Source organism: Agromyces lapidis (genome assembly GCF_009749405.1).
Lineage (GTDB): Bacteria > Actinomycetota > Actinomycetes > Actinomycetales > Microbacteriaceae > Agromyces > Agromyces lapidis.
Map to the genome: position 1 here is coordinate 246,031 of NZ_WBIQ01000007.1, position 16,860 is coordinate 262,890.

At 69.0% G+C, this 16,860-nt stretch carries 14 protein-coding genes; 11 read left to right on the forward strand and 3 right to left on the reverse strand.

Annotation, left to right across the window (positions count from 1 at the left end):
* Positions 1-49: 49 nt before the first annotated feature.
* The 4 genes from GQQ93_RS12085 (at position 50) to GQQ93_RS12100 (ending at position 4,541) form a co-directional block, all read left to right on the forward strand.
* Positions 50-976: a proteasome assembly chaperone family protein gene (locus GQQ93_RS12085; protein WP_157424478.1), complete on the forward strand. Its 927-nt coding sequence runs from the start codon at positions 50-52 to the stop codon at positions 974-976.
* Between the two features lie 262 nt (positions 977-1,238).
* The gene (locus GQQ93_RS12090; RefSeq protein WP_157424479.1) at positions 1,239-2,543 is read left to right on the forward strand and encodes an RNA polymerase sigma factor; all 1,305 of its coding nucleotides are present in this window, start codon (positions 1,239-1,241) and stop codon (positions 2,541-2,543) included.
* 7 nt (positions 2,544-2,550) lie between these two features.
* A complete protein-coding gene (locus GQQ93_RS12095; protein ID WP_157424480.1) occupies positions 2,551-3,807 on the forward strand; it encodes a Mur ligase family protein in 1,257 nt (418 codons plus the stop codon).
* Positions 3,804-4,541 (forward strand): type 1 glutamine amidotransferase, encoded by a 738-nt coding sequence (locus tag GQQ93_RS12100; RefSeq protein ID WP_157424481.1) that lies wholly within the window; start codon positions 3,804-3,806, stop codon positions 4,539-4,541. The genes GQQ93_RS12095 and GQQ93_RS12100 overlap by 4 nt, the downstream gene beginning before the upstream one ends.
* Positions 4,542-4,623: 82 nt before the next feature.
* Here GQQ93_RS12100 and GQQ93_RS12105 read toward each other — a convergent pair whose 3' ends face one another.
* Positions 4,624-4,860 carry a DUF7455 domain-containing protein gene (locus GQQ93_RS12105; protein WP_022887733.1) on the reverse strand — a complete coding sequence of 79 codons (237 nt, stop codon included), beginning with the start codon at positions 4,858-4,860 and terminating at the stop codon, positions 4,624-4,626.
* Positions 4,861-5,001: 141 nt separating this feature from the next.
* Between GQQ93_RS12105 and GQQ93_RS12110 the strand changes: the two genes are divergently transcribed.
* Positions 5,002-7,080, forward strand: coding sequence for a DNA gyrase/topoisomerase IV subunit B (locus GQQ93_RS12110; protein WP_157424482.1), 2,079 nt, complete (start codon positions 5,002-5,004; stop codon positions 7,078-7,080).
* A 186-nt stretch (positions 7,081-7,266) separates the two neighbouring features.
* On the opposite strand, the gene GQQ93_RS12115 is transcribed toward GQQ93_RS12110, so the two are convergent.
* Entirely contained in the window at positions 7,267-9,744 is a 2,478-nt protein-coding gene (locus GQQ93_RS12115) for a DNA gyrase/topoisomerase IV subunit A (RefSeq protein ID WP_157424483.1), read from the reverse strand.
* Between the two features lie 75 nt (positions 9,745-9,819).
* Here GQQ93_RS12115 and GQQ93_RS12120 point away from each other — a divergent pair, with 75 nt between their 5' ends.
* Positions 9,820-10,968, forward strand: a complete 1,149-nt coding sequence (locus tag GQQ93_RS12120; RefSeq protein ID WP_157424484.1) for an alkaline phosphatase family protein — start codon at positions 9,820-9,822, stop codon at positions 10,966-10,968.
* A 66-nt stretch (positions 10,969-11,034) separates the two neighbouring features.
* On the opposite strand, the gene GQQ93_RS12125 is transcribed toward GQQ93_RS12120, so the two are convergent.
* Positions 11,035-11,622, reverse strand: a complete 588-nt coding sequence (locus GQQ93_RS12125; RefSeq protein WP_157424485.1) for a DUF3043 domain-containing protein — start codon at positions 11,620-11,622, stop codon at positions 11,035-11,037.
* A gap of 36 nt (positions 11,623-11,658) precedes the next feature.
* Here GQQ93_RS12125 and GQQ93_RS12130 point away from each other — a divergent pair, with 36 nt between their 5' ends.
* From GQQ93_RS12130 to GQQ93_RS12150, 5 genes are all read left to right on the forward strand, one after another.
* Positions 11,659-13,104 carry a dipeptidase gene (locus GQQ93_RS12130; RefSeq protein WP_157424486.1) on the forward strand — a complete coding sequence of 482 codons (1,446 nt, stop codon included), beginning with the start codon at positions 11,659-11,661 and terminating at the stop codon, positions 13,102-13,104.
* Positions 13,105-13,183: 79 nt separating this feature from the next.
* A complete protein-coding gene (gene erpA, locus GQQ93_RS12135; RefSeq protein ID WP_157424487.1) occupies positions 13,184-13,534 on the forward strand; it encodes an iron-sulfur cluster insertion protein ErpA in 351 nt (116 codons plus the stop codon).
* Positions 13,535-13,733: 199 nt separating this feature from the next.
* Positions 13,734-14,636, forward strand: a complete 903-nt coding sequence (gene ctaC / locus GQQ93_RS12140; protein ID WP_157424488.1) for an aa3-type cytochrome oxidase subunit II — start codon at positions 13,734-13,736, stop codon at positions 14,634-14,636.
* Positions 14,633-16,369 carry an aa3-type cytochrome oxidase subunit I gene (gene ctaD / locus GQQ93_RS12145; protein WP_157424489.1) on the forward strand — a complete coding sequence of 579 codons (1,737 nt, stop codon included), beginning with the start codon at positions 14,633-14,635 and terminating at the stop codon, positions 16,367-16,369. Before ctaC ends, ctaD begins: the two co-directional genes overlap by 4 nt.
* Positions 16,369-16,800, forward strand: a complete 432-nt coding sequence (locus tag GQQ93_RS12150) for a cytochrome c oxidase subunit 4 (RefSeq protein ID WP_157424490.1) — start codon at positions 16,369-16,371, stop codon at positions 16,798-16,800. The genes ctaD and GQQ93_RS12150 overlap by 1 nt, the downstream gene beginning before the upstream one ends.
* Positions 16,801-16,860: the final 60 nt, after the last annotated feature.

The following is a 16,860-nucleotide window of genomic DNA, read 5'->3' on the forward strand; positions in this document are numbered from 1 at the left end:
CGAGGCCGCGTTCGGGAGGGCCCGCGAAGAGCGTCACTAGGCTGGAATCATGCGCGATCCCCGCTCCCTCTTCGAGTTGAACGCCGACGTGTCGGTGCCGCCGGGCCTGCCGCTCGTCGCCGGCCTGACCGGTTCCGCCGATGCGGGCGGCGCGGTCGCGCAGACGACCGAGTACCTGCGGGAGACCCTCGACACGACCGTCGTCGCGACCTTCGACATCGACGAGCTCCTCGACTACCGCGCCCGCCGCCCGATCATCCTCTTCGAGGGCGACCACCTGAGCGACTACACACCGCCCCGGCTGGCGCTCGAACTCGCTCGCGACGAACTCGGTCGTCCGTTCCTGCTGCTCACCGGCTTCGAGCCCGACTTCCGGTGGGAGCAGTTCAGCGCCGCGGTGCTGCTGCTCGTCGACGAGTTCCAGGTCTCGTCGACGACCTGGGTGAACTCGATCCCCATGCCGGTGCCGCACACCAGGCCCATCCGCGTCACCGTGAGCGGAAACCGCGAGGAGCTCATCGAGACGATGTCGGTGTGGCGGCCGACGACCCAGGTGCCGTCGAACGCGCTGCACCTGATCGAGTACCGCCTGGTGGAACTCGGCCATCCGACGACGGGATTCGTGCTCCTGATCCCGCACTACCTCGCCGACGCCGAGTATCCGTCGGCGGCGGTTGCCGCACTCGAGGCGATCAGCGCGGCGACGGGTCGCATCTTCCCGACCGACGCACTGCGCGAGCAGGGCCGTGAGTTCCTCGGACGCATCGACGAGCAGGTCGGCGAGAACGGCGAGCTCGCGAAGCTCGTCGGCACGCTGGAGGAGCGGCACGACGCCTACATGGAGGGCACGACGCTGCGGTCGCCGCTCACCGACGAGGACGGCGAGCTGCCGAGCGCCGACGAGATCGCCGCCGAGCTCGAGAAGTTCCTCGCCTTCCGGCGTTCGCGCGACGACGAACCGCCGCGTTCGGGCTGACGTGCGCTGATCCGAAGGAATTCCCGGGTGCCGCCGGGCGTTGACCAGTGGTGAACGCCGGGGTGCCGCATGTGCGTGCGCGCGGCTGCGGGGCTGTATAATTAAGGCAGGACCCGTTCGGGTCCGCGGGCACGACCGAGGTCGCGCCACCACGCGGACTTGACATGGGTCCTCATAGTGTCCGAAAACGATCGGACCGACAGCTCGAGCCGCGCCCTCCACGAGGGCACACGCCGGCCGACGGTAGGAGAGGTTCATACGTATGGCAACGACGAAGGCGAAGGCGGCCGGCGAGGCTGAGGCGCCCGCCGCGAAGCGCCAGACCGCCGCGAAGTCGGCCGCGAGCAAGGCGCCCGCGAAGGCGCCCGCAGCCAAGGCTGCGGCGAAGACGACGACCGCGTCCAAGACCCCGCGCACCGCGACGGCGAAGACCGCCGCGAAGCCCCGCACCAAGGCGAAGGGCAAGGCGTCCGACGACGACGAGGACGACGTCGAGCCCGCAGAGCTCGACGAGGTCGAGGTCGACGGCACCGACGAGGGCGATGACGACGCGAAGCCCATCGCGGTCGACCCGCACCCGACGGGCGCGCTCGTGCTGCGCGCAGCCGACGACGAAGACGAGGTGCCCGTCTACTCGTCCGCGATCACGGGCGCGACGGCCGACCCCGTCAAGGACTACCTGAAGCAGATCGGCAAGGTCGCGCTCCTGAACGCGGCCGAAGAGGTCGAGCTCGCCATGCGCATCGAGGCCGGCCTGTTCGCGGAAGAGAAGCTGTCGGCGATGACCGACGCGGAGAAGCGCTCGCAGCTCGGTCGTGAGCTGCAGTGGGTCGCGAAAGACGGCCAGCGTGCGAAGAGCCACCTGCTCGGCGCCAACCTGCGCCTCGTGGTCTCGCTCGCCAAGCGCTACACCGGGCGCGGCATGCAGTTCCTCGACCTCATCCAGGAGGGCAACCTGGGCCTCATCCGTGCGGTCGAGAAGTTCGACTACACCAAGGGCTTCAAGTTCTCGACCTACGCCACCTGGTGGATCCGTCAGGCGATCACCCGCGCCATGGCCGACCAGGCCCGCACCATCCGCATCCCGGTTCACATGGTCGAGGTCATCAACAAGCTCGCGCGCGTGCAGCGGCAGATGCTGCAGGACCTGGGCCGCGAACCCACGCCCGAAGAGCTCAGCCGCGAACTCGACATGACCCCCGAGAAGGTCATCGAGGTGCAGAAGTACGGACGCGAGCCCATCTCGCTGCACACGCCCCTCGGTGAAGACGGCGACAGCGAGTTCGGCGACCTCATCGAGGACACCGAGGCCGTCGTTCCGGCCGATGCCGTCGGCTTCACGATGCTGCAGAAGCAGCTCGAGTCGCTGCTCGACTCGCTCTCCGAGCGTGAGGCGGGCGTGATCCGCATGCGATTCGGCCTCGGCGACGGCATGCCGAAGACCCTCGACCAGATCGGCGACACCTTCGGCGTGACGCGCGAGCGCATCCGCCAGATCGAGTCGAAGACGATGGCGAAGCTCCGCCACCCGTCGCGGTCGCAGTCGCTGCGCGACTACCTCGAGTAGGCCGCCGGTGCGCTACGCGCCGGCGATCCTCGTCGGCCGACTCACCCGATTCGCCGCCCGGCTGCGCAAGCCGGGCGGCGGTTCGGCCGTCCCAGGGCTCGTCGTCAACCGCATCGCTCCGAACTACCTGAAGCGCACCCTCTCGGGCTTTCCGCAGGGGCTCGTGGTGGTCTCGGGGTCAGCGGGCAAGTCGACGACGACGAAGATGCTGGTCGCGATCCTCCGCGAGCACGGCGTCGACGTCTTCACGAACCCGTCGACGGCGAACATCAGCCAGGGGCTGACCTCCGCCCTCCTCGAGCAGGCCGACTGGCGAGGCCGAGTACCCGGCGATGTCGCCGTGCTCGAGATGGACGAAGGCCATGGCGCCCTCGTCATGCAGGGCGTCGACGCTCGCGTCGTCGCGCTCACGAACGTGATGGTCGACCAGATCGACCGATTCCACGACTCCGAGATGGTCGCAGGCATGCTCGGCCGCATCGCGGCACGTGCGGGCGAGGCGGTCATCGTGAACGCCGATGACGCCTACCTCGAGCGTCTGGCGGCGAAGCTGCGATCGGATGTCGCCGTCCACCGCTTCGGCGTCTCGCAGGCCGTGCTCGACTCCGCCCCTCGCGGGCTCGGCTATACCGAGACCGCCGGGCGGCGACTCGCTGCAGGCGGCGGGCTCGTCATCGACGCTGTCGAGGGGCGAGAGGTCGTGCTCGACGACCGCGGCTCCGAGGTGCGGGCAGGGATTCCGGCCCGAGGCATCCACTACGCGGTCGACGCGGCGTGCGCCTACGAGACCGCGCGCGCCGTGCTCGGCGAACGTTTCTCGCGCGAGACGGCCGCGATGGCCCTCAGCGCCATCCCGGCGGTCTTCGGGCGCGGCGAGCGCGTCACGGTGCGCGGCCAGGAGGTCGAGTTCGTGCTCGTGCAGAACCCGGCGAGCTATCAGCTCAACGTCGACAGCATCGAGCCCGGAACGAGCGACATCCTCTTCGCGATCGGCTCGGACGTGCGGGACCCCTCGTACTTCTGGCCGGCCGACGCGGCCTCGCTCGGGCGCGTGAAGATCGTCAGCGGGTCGAAGTCCGCCGAGGCTGCGCTCATGCTCGCCTACGACGGCGTCGAGATCGACCGGGTCGAGCCCGAGCTCGGGGTGGCCCTCGACGACTTCCTCGCTGCGCCCGCACCCGAGCGCGGCGTGAAGACGATCGTCTTCTCGGCCGACTCGATGCGCCGCACTCGCGCCCACCTCGGACTGACGGGAACGGAATGACCCTCACCATCGTGTCGCTGCTGCCGACGCTGCAGAACACCAACGGCGACGCGCAGAACGCCGCAGTGCTCGCGCGGCGAGCGCGATGGGCGGGCCTCGAGGCCGAGGTCGTGGCGGTCGACGACCGCGCGGCGCTGCCCGAGCGGGTCGACGCGGTCGTGCTCGGTTCGGGCAGCGACGCCTCGCTCGAGACGAGCCGCGAAGCGCTGCTCGGCCTGCACGACGAGCTGCGACGCTGGGGCACCGAAGGCGTGCCCGTCCTCGCCGTCGGCACCGGTTGGGAACTGCTCAGCTGGGGCATCGAGACCGCCGGCGGGCGGAGCATCGAGGGCCTCGGCATCCTGCCCGGGCGCGCGGTGCCCCGCGACGGCCGGGTCACGGGCGACCTCGTCGTGAAGTCGCCGCTGTTCGGAGCCGTCGTCGGATTCGAGAACCACGCGCGCGACTATGTCGGCGCAGAGGGCTCGCCGCTCGGCCGTGTGCGCTCGGGCGAGGGCAACGGCCGCGACTCGGGCCAGGAGGGCGTCGTGATGGGCGCCGTCTTCGGAACCCACCTGCACGGGCCGGTGCTCGCGAAGAACCCCGCATTCGCCGATCACCTGCTCGGCATCATGGCCGAGCGGGCAGGACTCGCCTACGCCCCGGGCGAGCGCGCGGGCGAGGTCGACGGCTATGCAGCGGCGGCGCGTGCCGCGCAGTTGCGAGCGGCCGGCATCGAGGCGTCCACCGCCTGACCGCTCGATGGGTCTTCGCGAGCCCGTCAATCAGAAACGCCCCGGGGATGACCCGGGGCGTTTCTCGTGCGATCGGTGGCGCTCAGCGCTTGTCGTCGGCGAGCAGGCGGCTCGACTCGTCGTGCCAGCTGTGGGCGATCTGCGAGAGCTTCTCCTGGTGCTTGCGACCGTGGTGGGCGCAGAAGAGGAGTTCGCCGCTCGCGACGACGACGCGGATGTACGCCTGCGCGCCGCAGGCGTCGCAGCGGTCGAGCGCGGTGAGCTCGTAGGGGGTCTCGAGTTCATCGACCGCACCGGTGGTCTCGGTGTACTGGGTCATGGCTCCTCCTCCGTGCTCATGAATGTCCGTTCATCAATGAAAACATGCGGGGGAGCGGCTGCCTTCCATGTCGCCGGGCATTTCGCTCAGCGCGTAGCGCCTGCACGACGGTGTCGGTGACGCTCACTAGGCTTGTTCGACGTGAGCTCCGACTATTCCGCCCGCCATCTCTCCGTCCTCGAAGGGCTCGAGGCGGTGCGCAAGCGACCCGGCATGTACATCGGCTCGACCGACTCGCGCGGCCTCATGCACTGCGTCTGGGAGATCATCGACAACTCGGTCGACGAGGCGCTCGCGGGCCACGGCTCCGAGATCGGCGTGCTCCTCCATCACGACGGCAGCGTCGAGGTGCGCGACCGCGCGCGCGGCATCCCCGTCGACGTCGAGCCGAAGACCGGCCTCTCCGGCGTCGAGGTCGTGTTCACGAAGCTGCACGCCGGCGGCAAGTTCGGTTCTGGCTCGTACGCAGCCTCCGGCGGCCTGCACGGTGTCGGCGCGTCGGTCGTGAATGCGCTCTCCGAGCGGCTCGACGTCGAGGTCGACCGCGACGGCAAGACGTGGGCGATGTCGTTCCATCGCGGCGAGCCGGGCATCTTCGCCGACACCGGCGCCCCCTCGCCCGATGCGCCGTTCACCCCCTTCGAGGAGCGCAGCGAGCTCCGCGTCGTCGGCAAGGTCAAGAAGGGCGTCACCGGCACTCGCATCCGCTACTGGGCCGACCGGCAGATCTTCACGAAGGGCGCCGAGTTCCAGACCGATGAACTGCTCGGGCGCGCTCGGCAGACCGCGTTCCTCGTTCCGGGTCTCGCGATCGACGTGACCGACGAGCGCGGCGAGACCCCGCACACCACCTCGTTCCAGTTCGAGGGCGGCATCTCCGAGTTCGTCGACCACCTCGCCCCCGACTCGGGCATCACCGACATCTGGCGCCTGAGCGGGGCCGGCAACTTCACCGAGACGGTGCCTGTGCTGAGCGAGGGCGGTGCGATGGTGCCCACCGAGCTCACCCGCACCTGCGACGTCGACATCGCCCTGCGCTGGGGCACCGGCTACGACACGGTCGTGCGCTCCTTCGTCAACATCATCTCGACGCCGAAGGGCGGCACGCACCAGGCCGGGTTCGACCAGGGCCTCCTGAAGTTCCTGCGCCAGCAGGTCGAGCAGAACGCACGGCGCCTCAAGGCGGGCAACGACAAGCTCGACAAGGACGACGTGCTCGCCGGCCTCACCGCCGTCATCACCGTCCGACTGCCCGAACCGCAGTTCGAGGGCCAGACGAAAGAGGTGCTCGGCACCCCCGCCGTGCGCAACATCGTCTCGAGCGTGCTCGCGAAGGAGCTGGGCGCCCGGTTCGCCTCGACGAAGCGCGACGACAAGGCGCAGTCCGCGCTGCTGCTCGACAAGGTCGTCGCCGAGATGAAGTCGCGCATCTCCGCGCGGGCTCACAAAGAGACCCAGCGCCGCAAGAACGCCCTCGAGAGCTCGTCGCTGCCGGCGAAGCTCGTCGACTGCCGCTCGAACGACGTGGCGCACAGCGAGCTCTTCATCGTCGAAGGCGACTCGGCCCTCGGCACGGCGAAGCTGGCCCGCGACAGCGAGCACCAGGCGCTGCTGCCGATCCGGGGCAAGATCCTCAACGTGCAGAAGGCGAGCGTCGCCGACATGCTCGGCAACGCCGAATGCGCCTCGATCATCCAGGTCATCGGTGCGGGCTCCGGGCGCAGCTTCGATCTCGCGCAGGCACGCTACGGCAAGGTGATCCTGATGGCCGACGCCGACGTCGACGGCGCCCATATCCGAACGCTGCTGCTCACCCTCTTCTTCCGCTACATGCGCCCGATGATCGAAGAGGGGCGCGTGTTCGCGGCCGTGCCACCGCTGCATCGCGTCGTCGTGATGAACCCGGGCTCGAAGCCGAACGAGACGATCTACACGTACTCCGAGGCCGAGCTGAAGGGCGTGCTGGCGGGGCTCGACAAGCAGAAGAAGCGCTACCAGGATCCGATCCAGCGATACAAGGGCCTCGGTGAGATGGACGCCGACCAGCTCGCGACGACCACCATGGACCGCCGGCACCGCACGCTCCGCCGGGTCGGTATCGGCGACGCCGAGAACGCCGGGCGGGTCTTCGAACTGCTCATGGGCAACGACGTCGCCCCCCGCAAGGAGTTCATCATCGAGAGCTCCGACGCGCTCGAGCGCGACCGCATCGACGCCTGAGCCGCACCGCGCGCCGCCGCGCGCGCCGCGCTGTGGTCGCACGTTGCTCACGCCTCGCGCCACATGCGCACCCGCGCCACGTGAAGTGGCGCGGGCTCGACGCATGTTGCGTGATCGAAGGGGATCAGCACGAAGGAGGCGGGCACCCGATCGGGTGCCCGCCTCCTTTCTGCGTCTCTGAGGCCGTCAGCCGACTCGGCGCCCGACCGCCGCGACGACCGACTCGAGCGGCTGGCCCGAGCCGTCGCGCTTCGCACCCGAGTCGGGCAGCTCGCGCGTGCTGCCGTCGGGGCCGACGGCGAGCGCGGGGGAGGGCCCGACCCAGGCGAGGTGCAGTGCGTCCTCGCCCTTCAAGAAGCGCTGCGCCCGCACGCCGCCGGTCGCGCGGCCCTTGGCCGGGAACTCGGCGAAGTCGCTCACCTTCGCACTGCCCGGGTCGGTGCCGAGCAGGGTATCGGTCGATGCGGCCACGGTCACGACGACGGAGTCGGCGGTCTCGTCGGCGGAGATGCTCGTGAAGTGGATCACGTGCGCGCCCGAACCGAGGTTGATGCCCGCCATGCCGCCCGCGGGGCAGCCCTGCGGACGTACCGACGACGCGGAGAAGCGCAGCAGTTGCGCATCGGAGGCGACGAACACGAGCTCGTCGCTCTCGTCGCCCTGCACGGCGCCGACGACCTCGTCACCGGCCTTGAGGCCGATGACCTCGAACTCGGGCTTGTTCGGGTAGCCGCCCGTCGCGACGCGCTTCACGACGCCCTGCTTCGTGCCGATGGCGATCGACCGGTCGGCGTCGAGCGACACGATCGCGAGCACTCGCTCATCGCGGTTGGGCAGCGCGAGGTAGTCGGCGACCTTCACCCCGGCGCCGAGCTGCACCGAGGTGGGCGGAAGCATCGGAAGGTCGACGGGCGTGAATCGGATGAGCCGCCCGCGACTCGTCACCGCGCCGATCTCGGCCCGGCTCGTCGTGTCGAGCGTCGACGCGATCGCGTCGTGCTTGCTGCGACGGGCGGGCACCGTGATGGTCGGCGCGCCCTCCGCGCCCTCGGGCAGATCGACGCGCGCGATGCGGCCCGTCACCGAGAGGAAGACCCGGCAGGGGACATCCGCCACCTCGAGCGCTGCCGCGGCGGCCCGCTTGGCCGCAGCGCCAGCGATCGACGGACGCGCATCGGTGAGCAGGGTGCGGCGCGGGGTGCCGTAGCGCTCGGCCGTCTCGGCGAGCTCGTCGGAGACGAGGGCCTCGATGCGGTGGCGGCTCGCAAGCAGCGCCTCGAGCTCGGCGATCTCGGCGCGCAGCTTGTCGCGCTCGGTCTCGAGCTCGATGCGCGAGAACTTCGTGAGGCGGCGCAGCTGCAGCTCGAGGATGTACTCGGCCTGCACTTGGCTGAGGTCGAAGACCTCCATCAGCCGGCTGCGGGCGGCCGCCGTGTCGTCGGAGCCGCGGATGAGCTGGATGACCTCGTCGATGTCGAGGATCGCGATGAGCAGGCCGTCGACGAGGTGCAGCCGTTCGCGACGTCGTGCGAGACGGTACTCGGAGCGGCGCGTGACGACCGAGATGCGGTGGCCGACGTACACCTGCAGGAGTTCGCGCAGCCCGAGCGTCTGCGGGCCGCCGTCGACGAGGGCGACGTTGTTGATGTTGAACGAGTCTTCGAGCGGGGTCAGCCGGTAGAGCTGCTCGAGCACCGCGTCGGGGCTGAAGCCGGTCTTGATGCCGATGACGAGCCGCAGGCCGTTGGTGCGGTCGGTGAGGTCGGTGACGTCGGAGATGCCGTTGATCTTCTTGGCGTTGACGCCGTCCTTGATCTTCTCGATGACCTTCTCGGGGCCGACGAGGTAGGGCAGCTCGGTGACCACGAGGCCGGTCTTGCGCGCCGTGATCTGCTCGACCGAGACCTTCGCGCGCGTCTTGAAGCTGCCGCGACCGGTGGCATAGGCGTCTTTCACGCCGGCGAGGCCGACGATCGTGCCGCCCGTGGGCAGGTCGGGGCCGGGCACGAACTCCATGAGCTCGTCGAGCGTGGCATCGGGGTTGGCGATGAGATGGCGGGCGGCGCCGACGACCTCGATGAGGTTGTGCGGCGCCATGTTCGTCGCCATGCCGACGGCGATGCCGGCCGCGCCGTTCACGAGCAGGTTCGGGTACGCAGCAGGCAGCACCTCGGGCTGGGTGAGCTGGTTGTCGTAGTTCGGCACGAAGTCGACGACATCCTCGTCGAGACCCTCGGTCATCGCGAGCGCCGTCGAGGCGAGTCGCGCCTCGGTGTAGCGGGGGGCGGCGGGGCCGTCGTCGAGCGAACCGAAGTTGCCGTGGCCGTCGATGAGCGGCACGCGCAGGGTGAACGCCTGCGCCATGCGCACGAGCGCGTCGTAGATGGCGGTGTCGCCGTGCGGGTGGAGCTTGCCCATGACCTCGCCGACGACGCGGGCGGACTTCACGTGGCCCTTGTCGGGCCGGAGGCCCATCTCGCTCATCTGGTAGAGGATGCGCCGCTGCACGGGCTTCAGGCCGTCACGGGCGTCGGGGAGGGCTCGCGAGTAGATCACCGAGTAGGCGTACTCGAGGAACGAGCCCTGCATCTCGGTGGCGACGTCGACGTCTTCGATGCGCTCGACGATCGGTTCGTCGGCGGGCTGCGATGTGGCTCGGGTCATCCGTGGTTTCTGGTCCGTGCGTGCCGGGCACGCGGGGGAACGGGGGCGCGCCCTGCCTGTGCCAGACTGGGCGCGATGTCTGCCATGCTACCGGTGCCCGCCGACACCGCCCCGCGCCTCACCGCGGTGCTCGGCAGTTCGCTCGCGAGCCTCACCGGGGCGCCGAACCCGCTCGGACTCGCGCCGGCGCGCAGCGCGGTCGTCGTGCTCGTCGACGGGCTCGGCGCGGCGAATCTGCGGCAGCGCGCCGGCCACGCCCGCCATCTCGCCGGCAGCATGTCGAAGCGCGATGTCATCCACACCGTCTTCCCGTCGACGACGGCTGCCGCCCTCGCGAGCCTCACGACCGGCACGATGCCCGGCGCCCACGGTCTCGTCGGCTACCGCACGCTCGATCGCGAGCACGATCGACTCGTCAACCAGCTCAACGGCTGGGACTCCGGCATGCGTCCCGAGACCTGGCAGCTGCGCCCGACGATCTTCGAGTCCGCCGCGGCCGAGGGCGTCGACGCGGTCGCGATCGGTGCGCCGCGATACGCCGAATCCGGCTTCACCCGCGCCGTGCTGCGCGGAGCGCGCTACGTGGCCGGCCAGAGCATGGCCGATCGCTTCGAGGCCGCACTCGGCGTGCTCGACGGGGGAGTGCCGGCCCTCGTCTACCTGTACATCCCCGAACTCGATCGGGCGGCGCACGCCGACGGCTGGGAGTCGGCCCGCTGGTTGGGGCTGCTCGAGCAGCTCGACGCCGAGGTGGCGGCGTTCGAACGACGGATGCCACGGGGCACCGGCCTGCTCGTCACGGCCGACCACGGCGTGGTCGACGTGCCCGCCCACCGGCACGTCTTCATCGACGCGAAGCCCGAGCTCGTCGACGGCGTCCGCCATGTCGGCGGCGAGCCCCGGTTGCTCCAGCTCTACTTCGAGGAGAGCCTCGATGCCGCATCGCGTGCGCGACTCGTCGAGCACTGGCGCGCAGCCGAGTCGGACCGTTCGTGGGTGATGACCCGCGAGGAGGCGATCGCCGCAGGGCTCTTCGGCGAGGTGGCTCCCGAGGTGGAGTCCCGCATCGGCGAGCTCCTCGTCGCGGCGCGATCGGGCATCGCCTACTACGACCGGCGGGCCGCCGACCGGCAGGCCGAGTCCATGATCGGCCAGCACGGTTCGCTGAGCGACGAGGAGATGCGGGTCCCGCTCATCCGCCGGGGTGCGTACGAGCGCTCCTGACGTCGCCGAAACGCGAGGATGCCACGTGGCCGGCCGGCCCCGTAGCATCCTCGGTGCTCGAATCGATCAGGCGGGGTACTGACGACGCTTGACCTGCGGCTTCGGCAGACGCAGGGCGCGCAGCTGGAGCGCGCGCATCGCCGCGTACCAGCGCACCTTCTCGACCTTGTCGGCGCCGAACTTCGCCGCGAGCTTGCGGGTCAGCACCTGGCCGAGGATGATCACGTCGATCACCGCGACGAGGAAGAACGCCCAGAGCGACATGATGCCGATGGCCTGCACCTCGGCGCTCGGGATGAACGTCAGCACGATGACCGCGAACATGACGGGGATGAGCACCTCGCCGATGCTGAAGCGCGCGTCGACGTAGTCGCGCACGTACTTCTTCTGCGGGCCCCGGTCGCGGGCGGGCAGATACCGCTCGTCGCCCATGGCCATGCCGACCCGGGCCTTCTCGCGGGCGTCAGCGGCCTTCACGCGCGCCTGCTTGGCCGCCTCTTTGCGGTCGTTCGGCACGAGGGGGCGCTTGTTGGCGGCCTCGCGTTCGGCACGCGTCGGAGTCGGCGCGCCCTTGCCGCCGCTCTTCAGTCGTGCCTGGGTCTCTTCGAGCGTCTCGGCGCTCGGCTGCTCGGTGCTGTTGGGTTGCTTTGCCACGGGGTCCTCGAATCGGTTCCCCTTAAGATTACCGGCATGACCGACTCTCTCCCCACTGTCGCCGGAGCCGATGCGGCGAACCCGCAGGTCGAGGCGATCCGTGCGGCCGTCGCCGACGGATTCCCGTCGACGATCGCCGACCTGACCGACCTCGTCAAGATCCCCTCGGTGTCCTGGCCCGCATTCGATCCCGCCAACCTCCAGGCGAGCGCCGAGGCCGTCGCCGAGCTCGTTCGCGGCCTCGACGTCTTCGACCTCGTCGACGTCCGCCGCGCCCCGGTCGCCGGTGCCGAAGGCGACGACGACCCGCAGCTCGGCTCGCCGGCCGTCATCGCCCACCGCGCGGCCCGCAACGGCCGCCCGACGGTGCTGCTCTACGCGCACCACGACGTGCAGCCGCCCGGACGCGACGAGGACTGGGACTCCTCGCCGTTCGAACCGACGCTCCGCGGCGACCGTCTCTACGGCCGCGGCGCCGCCGACGACAAGGCCGGGATCATGGCGCACGTCGGCGCGATCCGCGCCCTCACCTCGGTGCTCGGCCACGACCTCGACCTGGGCATCGCCCTCTTCATCGAGGGCGAGGAGGAGTACCTCTCGCAGTCGTTCGGCAACTTCCTGCACGCACATCGCGACCTCCTCGCGGCCGACGCGATCATCGTCGCCGACTCGGGCAATTGGGATCTCGAGACGCCAGCCATCACCGTCGCGCTACGTGGCGCGGTCGCGTTCAACCTCCGCATCGACACGCTCGCCCACGCCTCGCACTCGGGCATGTTCGGCGGCGCGGTGCCCGACGCGATGTTCGCTGCGATCCGACTGCTCGACACCCTCTGGGCGGCCGACGGCTCCGTGGCGGTCGACGGGCTCACCTCGGCCGGGCTCGAGACGCCCGACTACGACGAGGCGCAGCTGCGGGCCGAGACCGGACTGCTCGAGGGCGTCGCCCCCGTCGGCAACGACACGATCCTCTCGCGCATCTGGTCGCAGCCGGCCATCACGATCACCGGCATCGACGCGCCCGACATCGCGAACGCCTCGAACACCCTGGTGCCCGGCGTGCGCGTGCGCGTGAGCGCGCGCGTCGCGCCCGGCCAGGACGCCCGCGAGGCCTATGAGGCCATCCGCGCGCACCTCGAGCGCAACGTGCCTTTCGGCGCGAAGCTCACCTTCGAGGACGTCGACACCGGTCAGCCGTTCCTCGTCGACACGAGCGGATGGGCGGTCGCCGAGACCCGCGGTGCGATGGAGGACGCCTGGGGCACGGCGCCGGTCGAGATCGGCGTCGGCGGTTCGATCCCGTTCATCGCCGAGCTCGTCGACGAGTTCCCCTCGGCGCAGATCCTCGTGACCGGCGTCGAGGACCCGGATTCGCGGGCGCACAGCCCGAACGAGTCGCTGCACCTGGGCGTCTTCCAGCGCTCACTGCTCGCCGAGGCGCTCTTCCTCGCGCGGCTCGACGCGCGCGACGGAGATTCCTGAGCGCTCCCTGCCGTCGGCCAGGCTCCGGCGGTTACCATTGGATGAGGATCACGCGTTTCCAGACGCATCGAGGAGAGACATGAGCGACACGATCACCGACACCACGCACGGCGTGAAGCTGAGCGACCCCGCCGCCGACAAGGTGCGCAGCCTGCTGTCGCAGGAGGGCCGCGACGACCTGCGTCTGCGCGTCGCGGTGCAGCCCGGCGGCTGCTCGGGGCTGATCTACCAGCTGTACTTCGACGAGCGCCTGCTCGACGGCGACGCAGTCGTCGACTTCGAGGGCGTCGAAGTGGTCGTCGACAAGATGAGCGTGCCCTACCTCGACGGAGCCTCGATCGACTTCGAGGACTCGATCCAGAAGCAGGGCTTCACGATCGACAACCCCAACGCGCAGGGCAGCTGCGCGTGCGGTGACTCGTTCCACTGAGCCATACGCCATCCCGCCGAAAGGAGGCCGCGAAAAGCGGCCTCCTTTCGTGTTTTCTGCAGATCGAACACGATTTCCGCCGCGCGGCACGCCCGACACCGCCCTCGGATGCACACCTCGGGGGCGGAGTCGGAGTAGGCTAGACAACGATCAATGCGCTTCGCTGTGAAGCGCCTTCGAGTCTCCCGAAAGGTCACCGGTGCGCCACAATCGCCGTCTCCGATGGGCTGCAATCCCGATCGCAGCGTCACTCAGCCTCGTACTCGCCGGGTGCACGCAGGCTCAGTTGAACGGATTCCTCCCCGGCTTCGTCGAAGGCGAGGCACCGGTCACGAACCACACCGAGCGAATCTCGGGCCTGTGGGTCACCTCGTGGATCGTGCTGCTCATCGTCGGCGTCATCACGTGGGGTCTGACGATCTGGGCGGTCATCGCATACCGCCGCCGCAAGGGCCAGACCGGCCTTCCGGTGCAGCTGCGCTACAACATGCCGATCGAGGTCTTCTACACGATCGTCCCGCTCATCCTCGTGCTGGGGTTCTTCGCGTTCACCGCGCGTGACCAGCAGGCGATCGAGCAGCGCTTCGCCGAAGACGAGGTCGAGGTCAAGGTCGAGGTCATCGCCAAGCAGTGGGCGTGGGACTTCAACTACGTGAACGAAGACGTCTACTCGCCCGGCATCCAGGGCCAGCTCGACGACGAGGGCCCCAAGGGCTCGCTCGTCCAGTCCGAGCTGCCGACCCTGTACCTGCCCGTCGGCAAGAACGTCGAGATCGAACTCGAATCGCGCGACGTCATCCACTCGTTCTGGGTCGTCGACTTCCTCTACAAGAAAGACATGTTCCCGGGCAAGACGAACTACATGTCGTTCGTCCCCGAGCGCGAGGGCACCTACGCCGGCAAGTGCGCCGAGCTCTGCGGCGAGTACCACTCGCTCATGCTCTTCAACGTCGAGGTCGTCTCGGAGGCCGAGTACGAGGACTACATCGAGTCGCTCCGCGACGCGGGCCAGGAGGGCCAGCTGTCGAGCGAGTTCGACCGCAATCAGAACCTGCCCGGCACGGGCGCGCCTGAACTGAATGAGGAGCACGAAGCCGAATGAGCACCACGACCGCACCGGCTCGACCTCAGTCGAGCAGCCTGCCGTTCGGCGCCTCGAAGGTCGAACGCAAGGGCAACATCCTCGTGAAGTGGATCACGTCCACCGACCACAAGGTCATCGGGTACATGTACCTGATCACCGCGTTCATCTACTTCTGCATCGGCGGCGTGATGGCGCTGATCATCCGCGCCCAGCTGTTCGAGCCCGGCCTCGAGCTGATCCAGACCCGTGAGCAGTACAACCAGCTGTTCACCATGCACGGCACGATCATGCTGCTGATGTTCGCGACCCCGCTGTTCGCGGGCTTCGCGAACGTACTGATGCCGCTGCAGATCGGTGCGCCCGACGTCGCGTTCCCGCGTCTGAACGCCTTCGCGTACTGGCTCTTCAACTTCGGTTCGCTCATGGCGGTCGCCGGCTTCTTCACCCCGCAGGGTGCCGCCTCGTTCGGATGGTTCGCATACCAGCCGCTCGCATCGACGACGTTCTCGCCGGGTGTCGGCGGCAACCTCTGGATGATCGGTCTCGGTCTCTCGGGCTTCGGCACCATCCTCGGTGCGGTGAACTTCATCACCACGATCATCACGATGCGCGCCCCCGGCATGACCATGTTCCGCATGCCGATCTTCACGTGGAACACGCTCGTCACCTCGATCCTCGTGCTGATGGCGTTCCCGGTCCTGGCCGCCGCGATGCTCGCGGCCGCCGCCGACCGCGTGTTCGGTGCCCACATCTACGACCCCGCGAACGGCGGCGTCATCCTGTGGCAGCACCTGTTCTGGTTCTTCGGCCACCCCGAGGTCTACATCATCGCGCTGCCGTTCTTCGGCATCGTCTCCGAGATCTTCCCGGTCTTCAGCCGCAAGCCGATCTTCGGTTACAAGACGCTGATCTACGCGACGATCGCGATCGCGGCCCTGTCGGTCACCGTGTGGGCCCACCACATGTACGTCACCGGCTCGGTGCTGCTGCCGTTCTTCGCCCTCATGACGATGCTCATCGCGGTCCCGACCGGTGTGAAGATCTTCAACTGGGTCGGCACGATGTGGCGCGGATCGATCACCTTCGAGACGCCGCTGATCTGGTCGCTCGGCTTCCTCATCACCTTCGTCTTCGGTGGTCTCACCGGTGTCATCCTGGCGTCGCCGCCGCTCGACTTCCACGTCTCCGACACCTACTTCGTCGTCGCCCACTTCCACTACGTGGTGTTCGGTACCGTCGTGTTCGCGATGTTCGCCGGCTTCTACTTCTGGTGGCCGAAGTGGACCGGCAAGATGCTCAACGAGACGCTCGGCAAGTGGCACTTCTGGCTGCTCTTCATCGGCTTCCACACGACCTTCCTCGTCCAGCACTGGCTGGGTGTCGTGGCCATGCCCCGCCGGTACTACTCGTACCTGCCCGAAGACAACATCACCTGGATGAACCAGCTGTCGACGATCGGCGCGGGAATCCTCGCCGTCTCGATGATCCCGTTCTTCCTCAACGTCTACATCACGGCTCGTCGTGCGCCCAAGGTCACGGTCAACGACCCGTGGGGCTACGGCGGCTCGCTCGAGTGGGCGACCAGCTGCCCGCCGCCGCGGCACAACTTCACGTCGATCCCGCGCATCCGCTCGGAGCGTCCCGCGTTCGACCTGAACCACCCCGAGGCCGGCATCCCGGTCGGCATCGGACCCGCGAAGGACGCCCCTGAGGCACCGACGTACGACGCCGCCACGGAGGAGATCAAGTAATGCGCGCCAACGTCATCCTGTTCTGGATCCTGACGGTCTTCTTCGTGATCATGGCCGGCGTCTACGTGGCGTGGAGCTGGGTCGACAACGCCTCGCACGGGCTCAACCACCCCGAGTGGGCAGGCACCGTCACGATCAGCCTCAGCGCCATCCTCTCCGGGTTCATCGCGTTCTACCTCGGACGGGTGCACAAGGCCCAGGGCGCCGAACTGCCCGAAGACCGCCTCGACGCCAACATCGACGACGGTGACGCCGAGCTCGGCTTCTTCAGCCCGTGGAGCTGGTGGCCGATCATGCTCGCCGGCGCAGCCGCGCTCCTGTTCCTCGGCCTCGCGGTCGGATTCTGGATCTCGTTCATCGCGGTCGGCATCGGACTCATCAGCCTCGTCGGCTGGGTCTACGAGTACTACCGCGGCAACTTCGCGCGCTGACCTCTCGAACGCCCGAAGCCCTCGACACCACTGCGGTGTCGAGGGCTTCGTCGTCTGCGC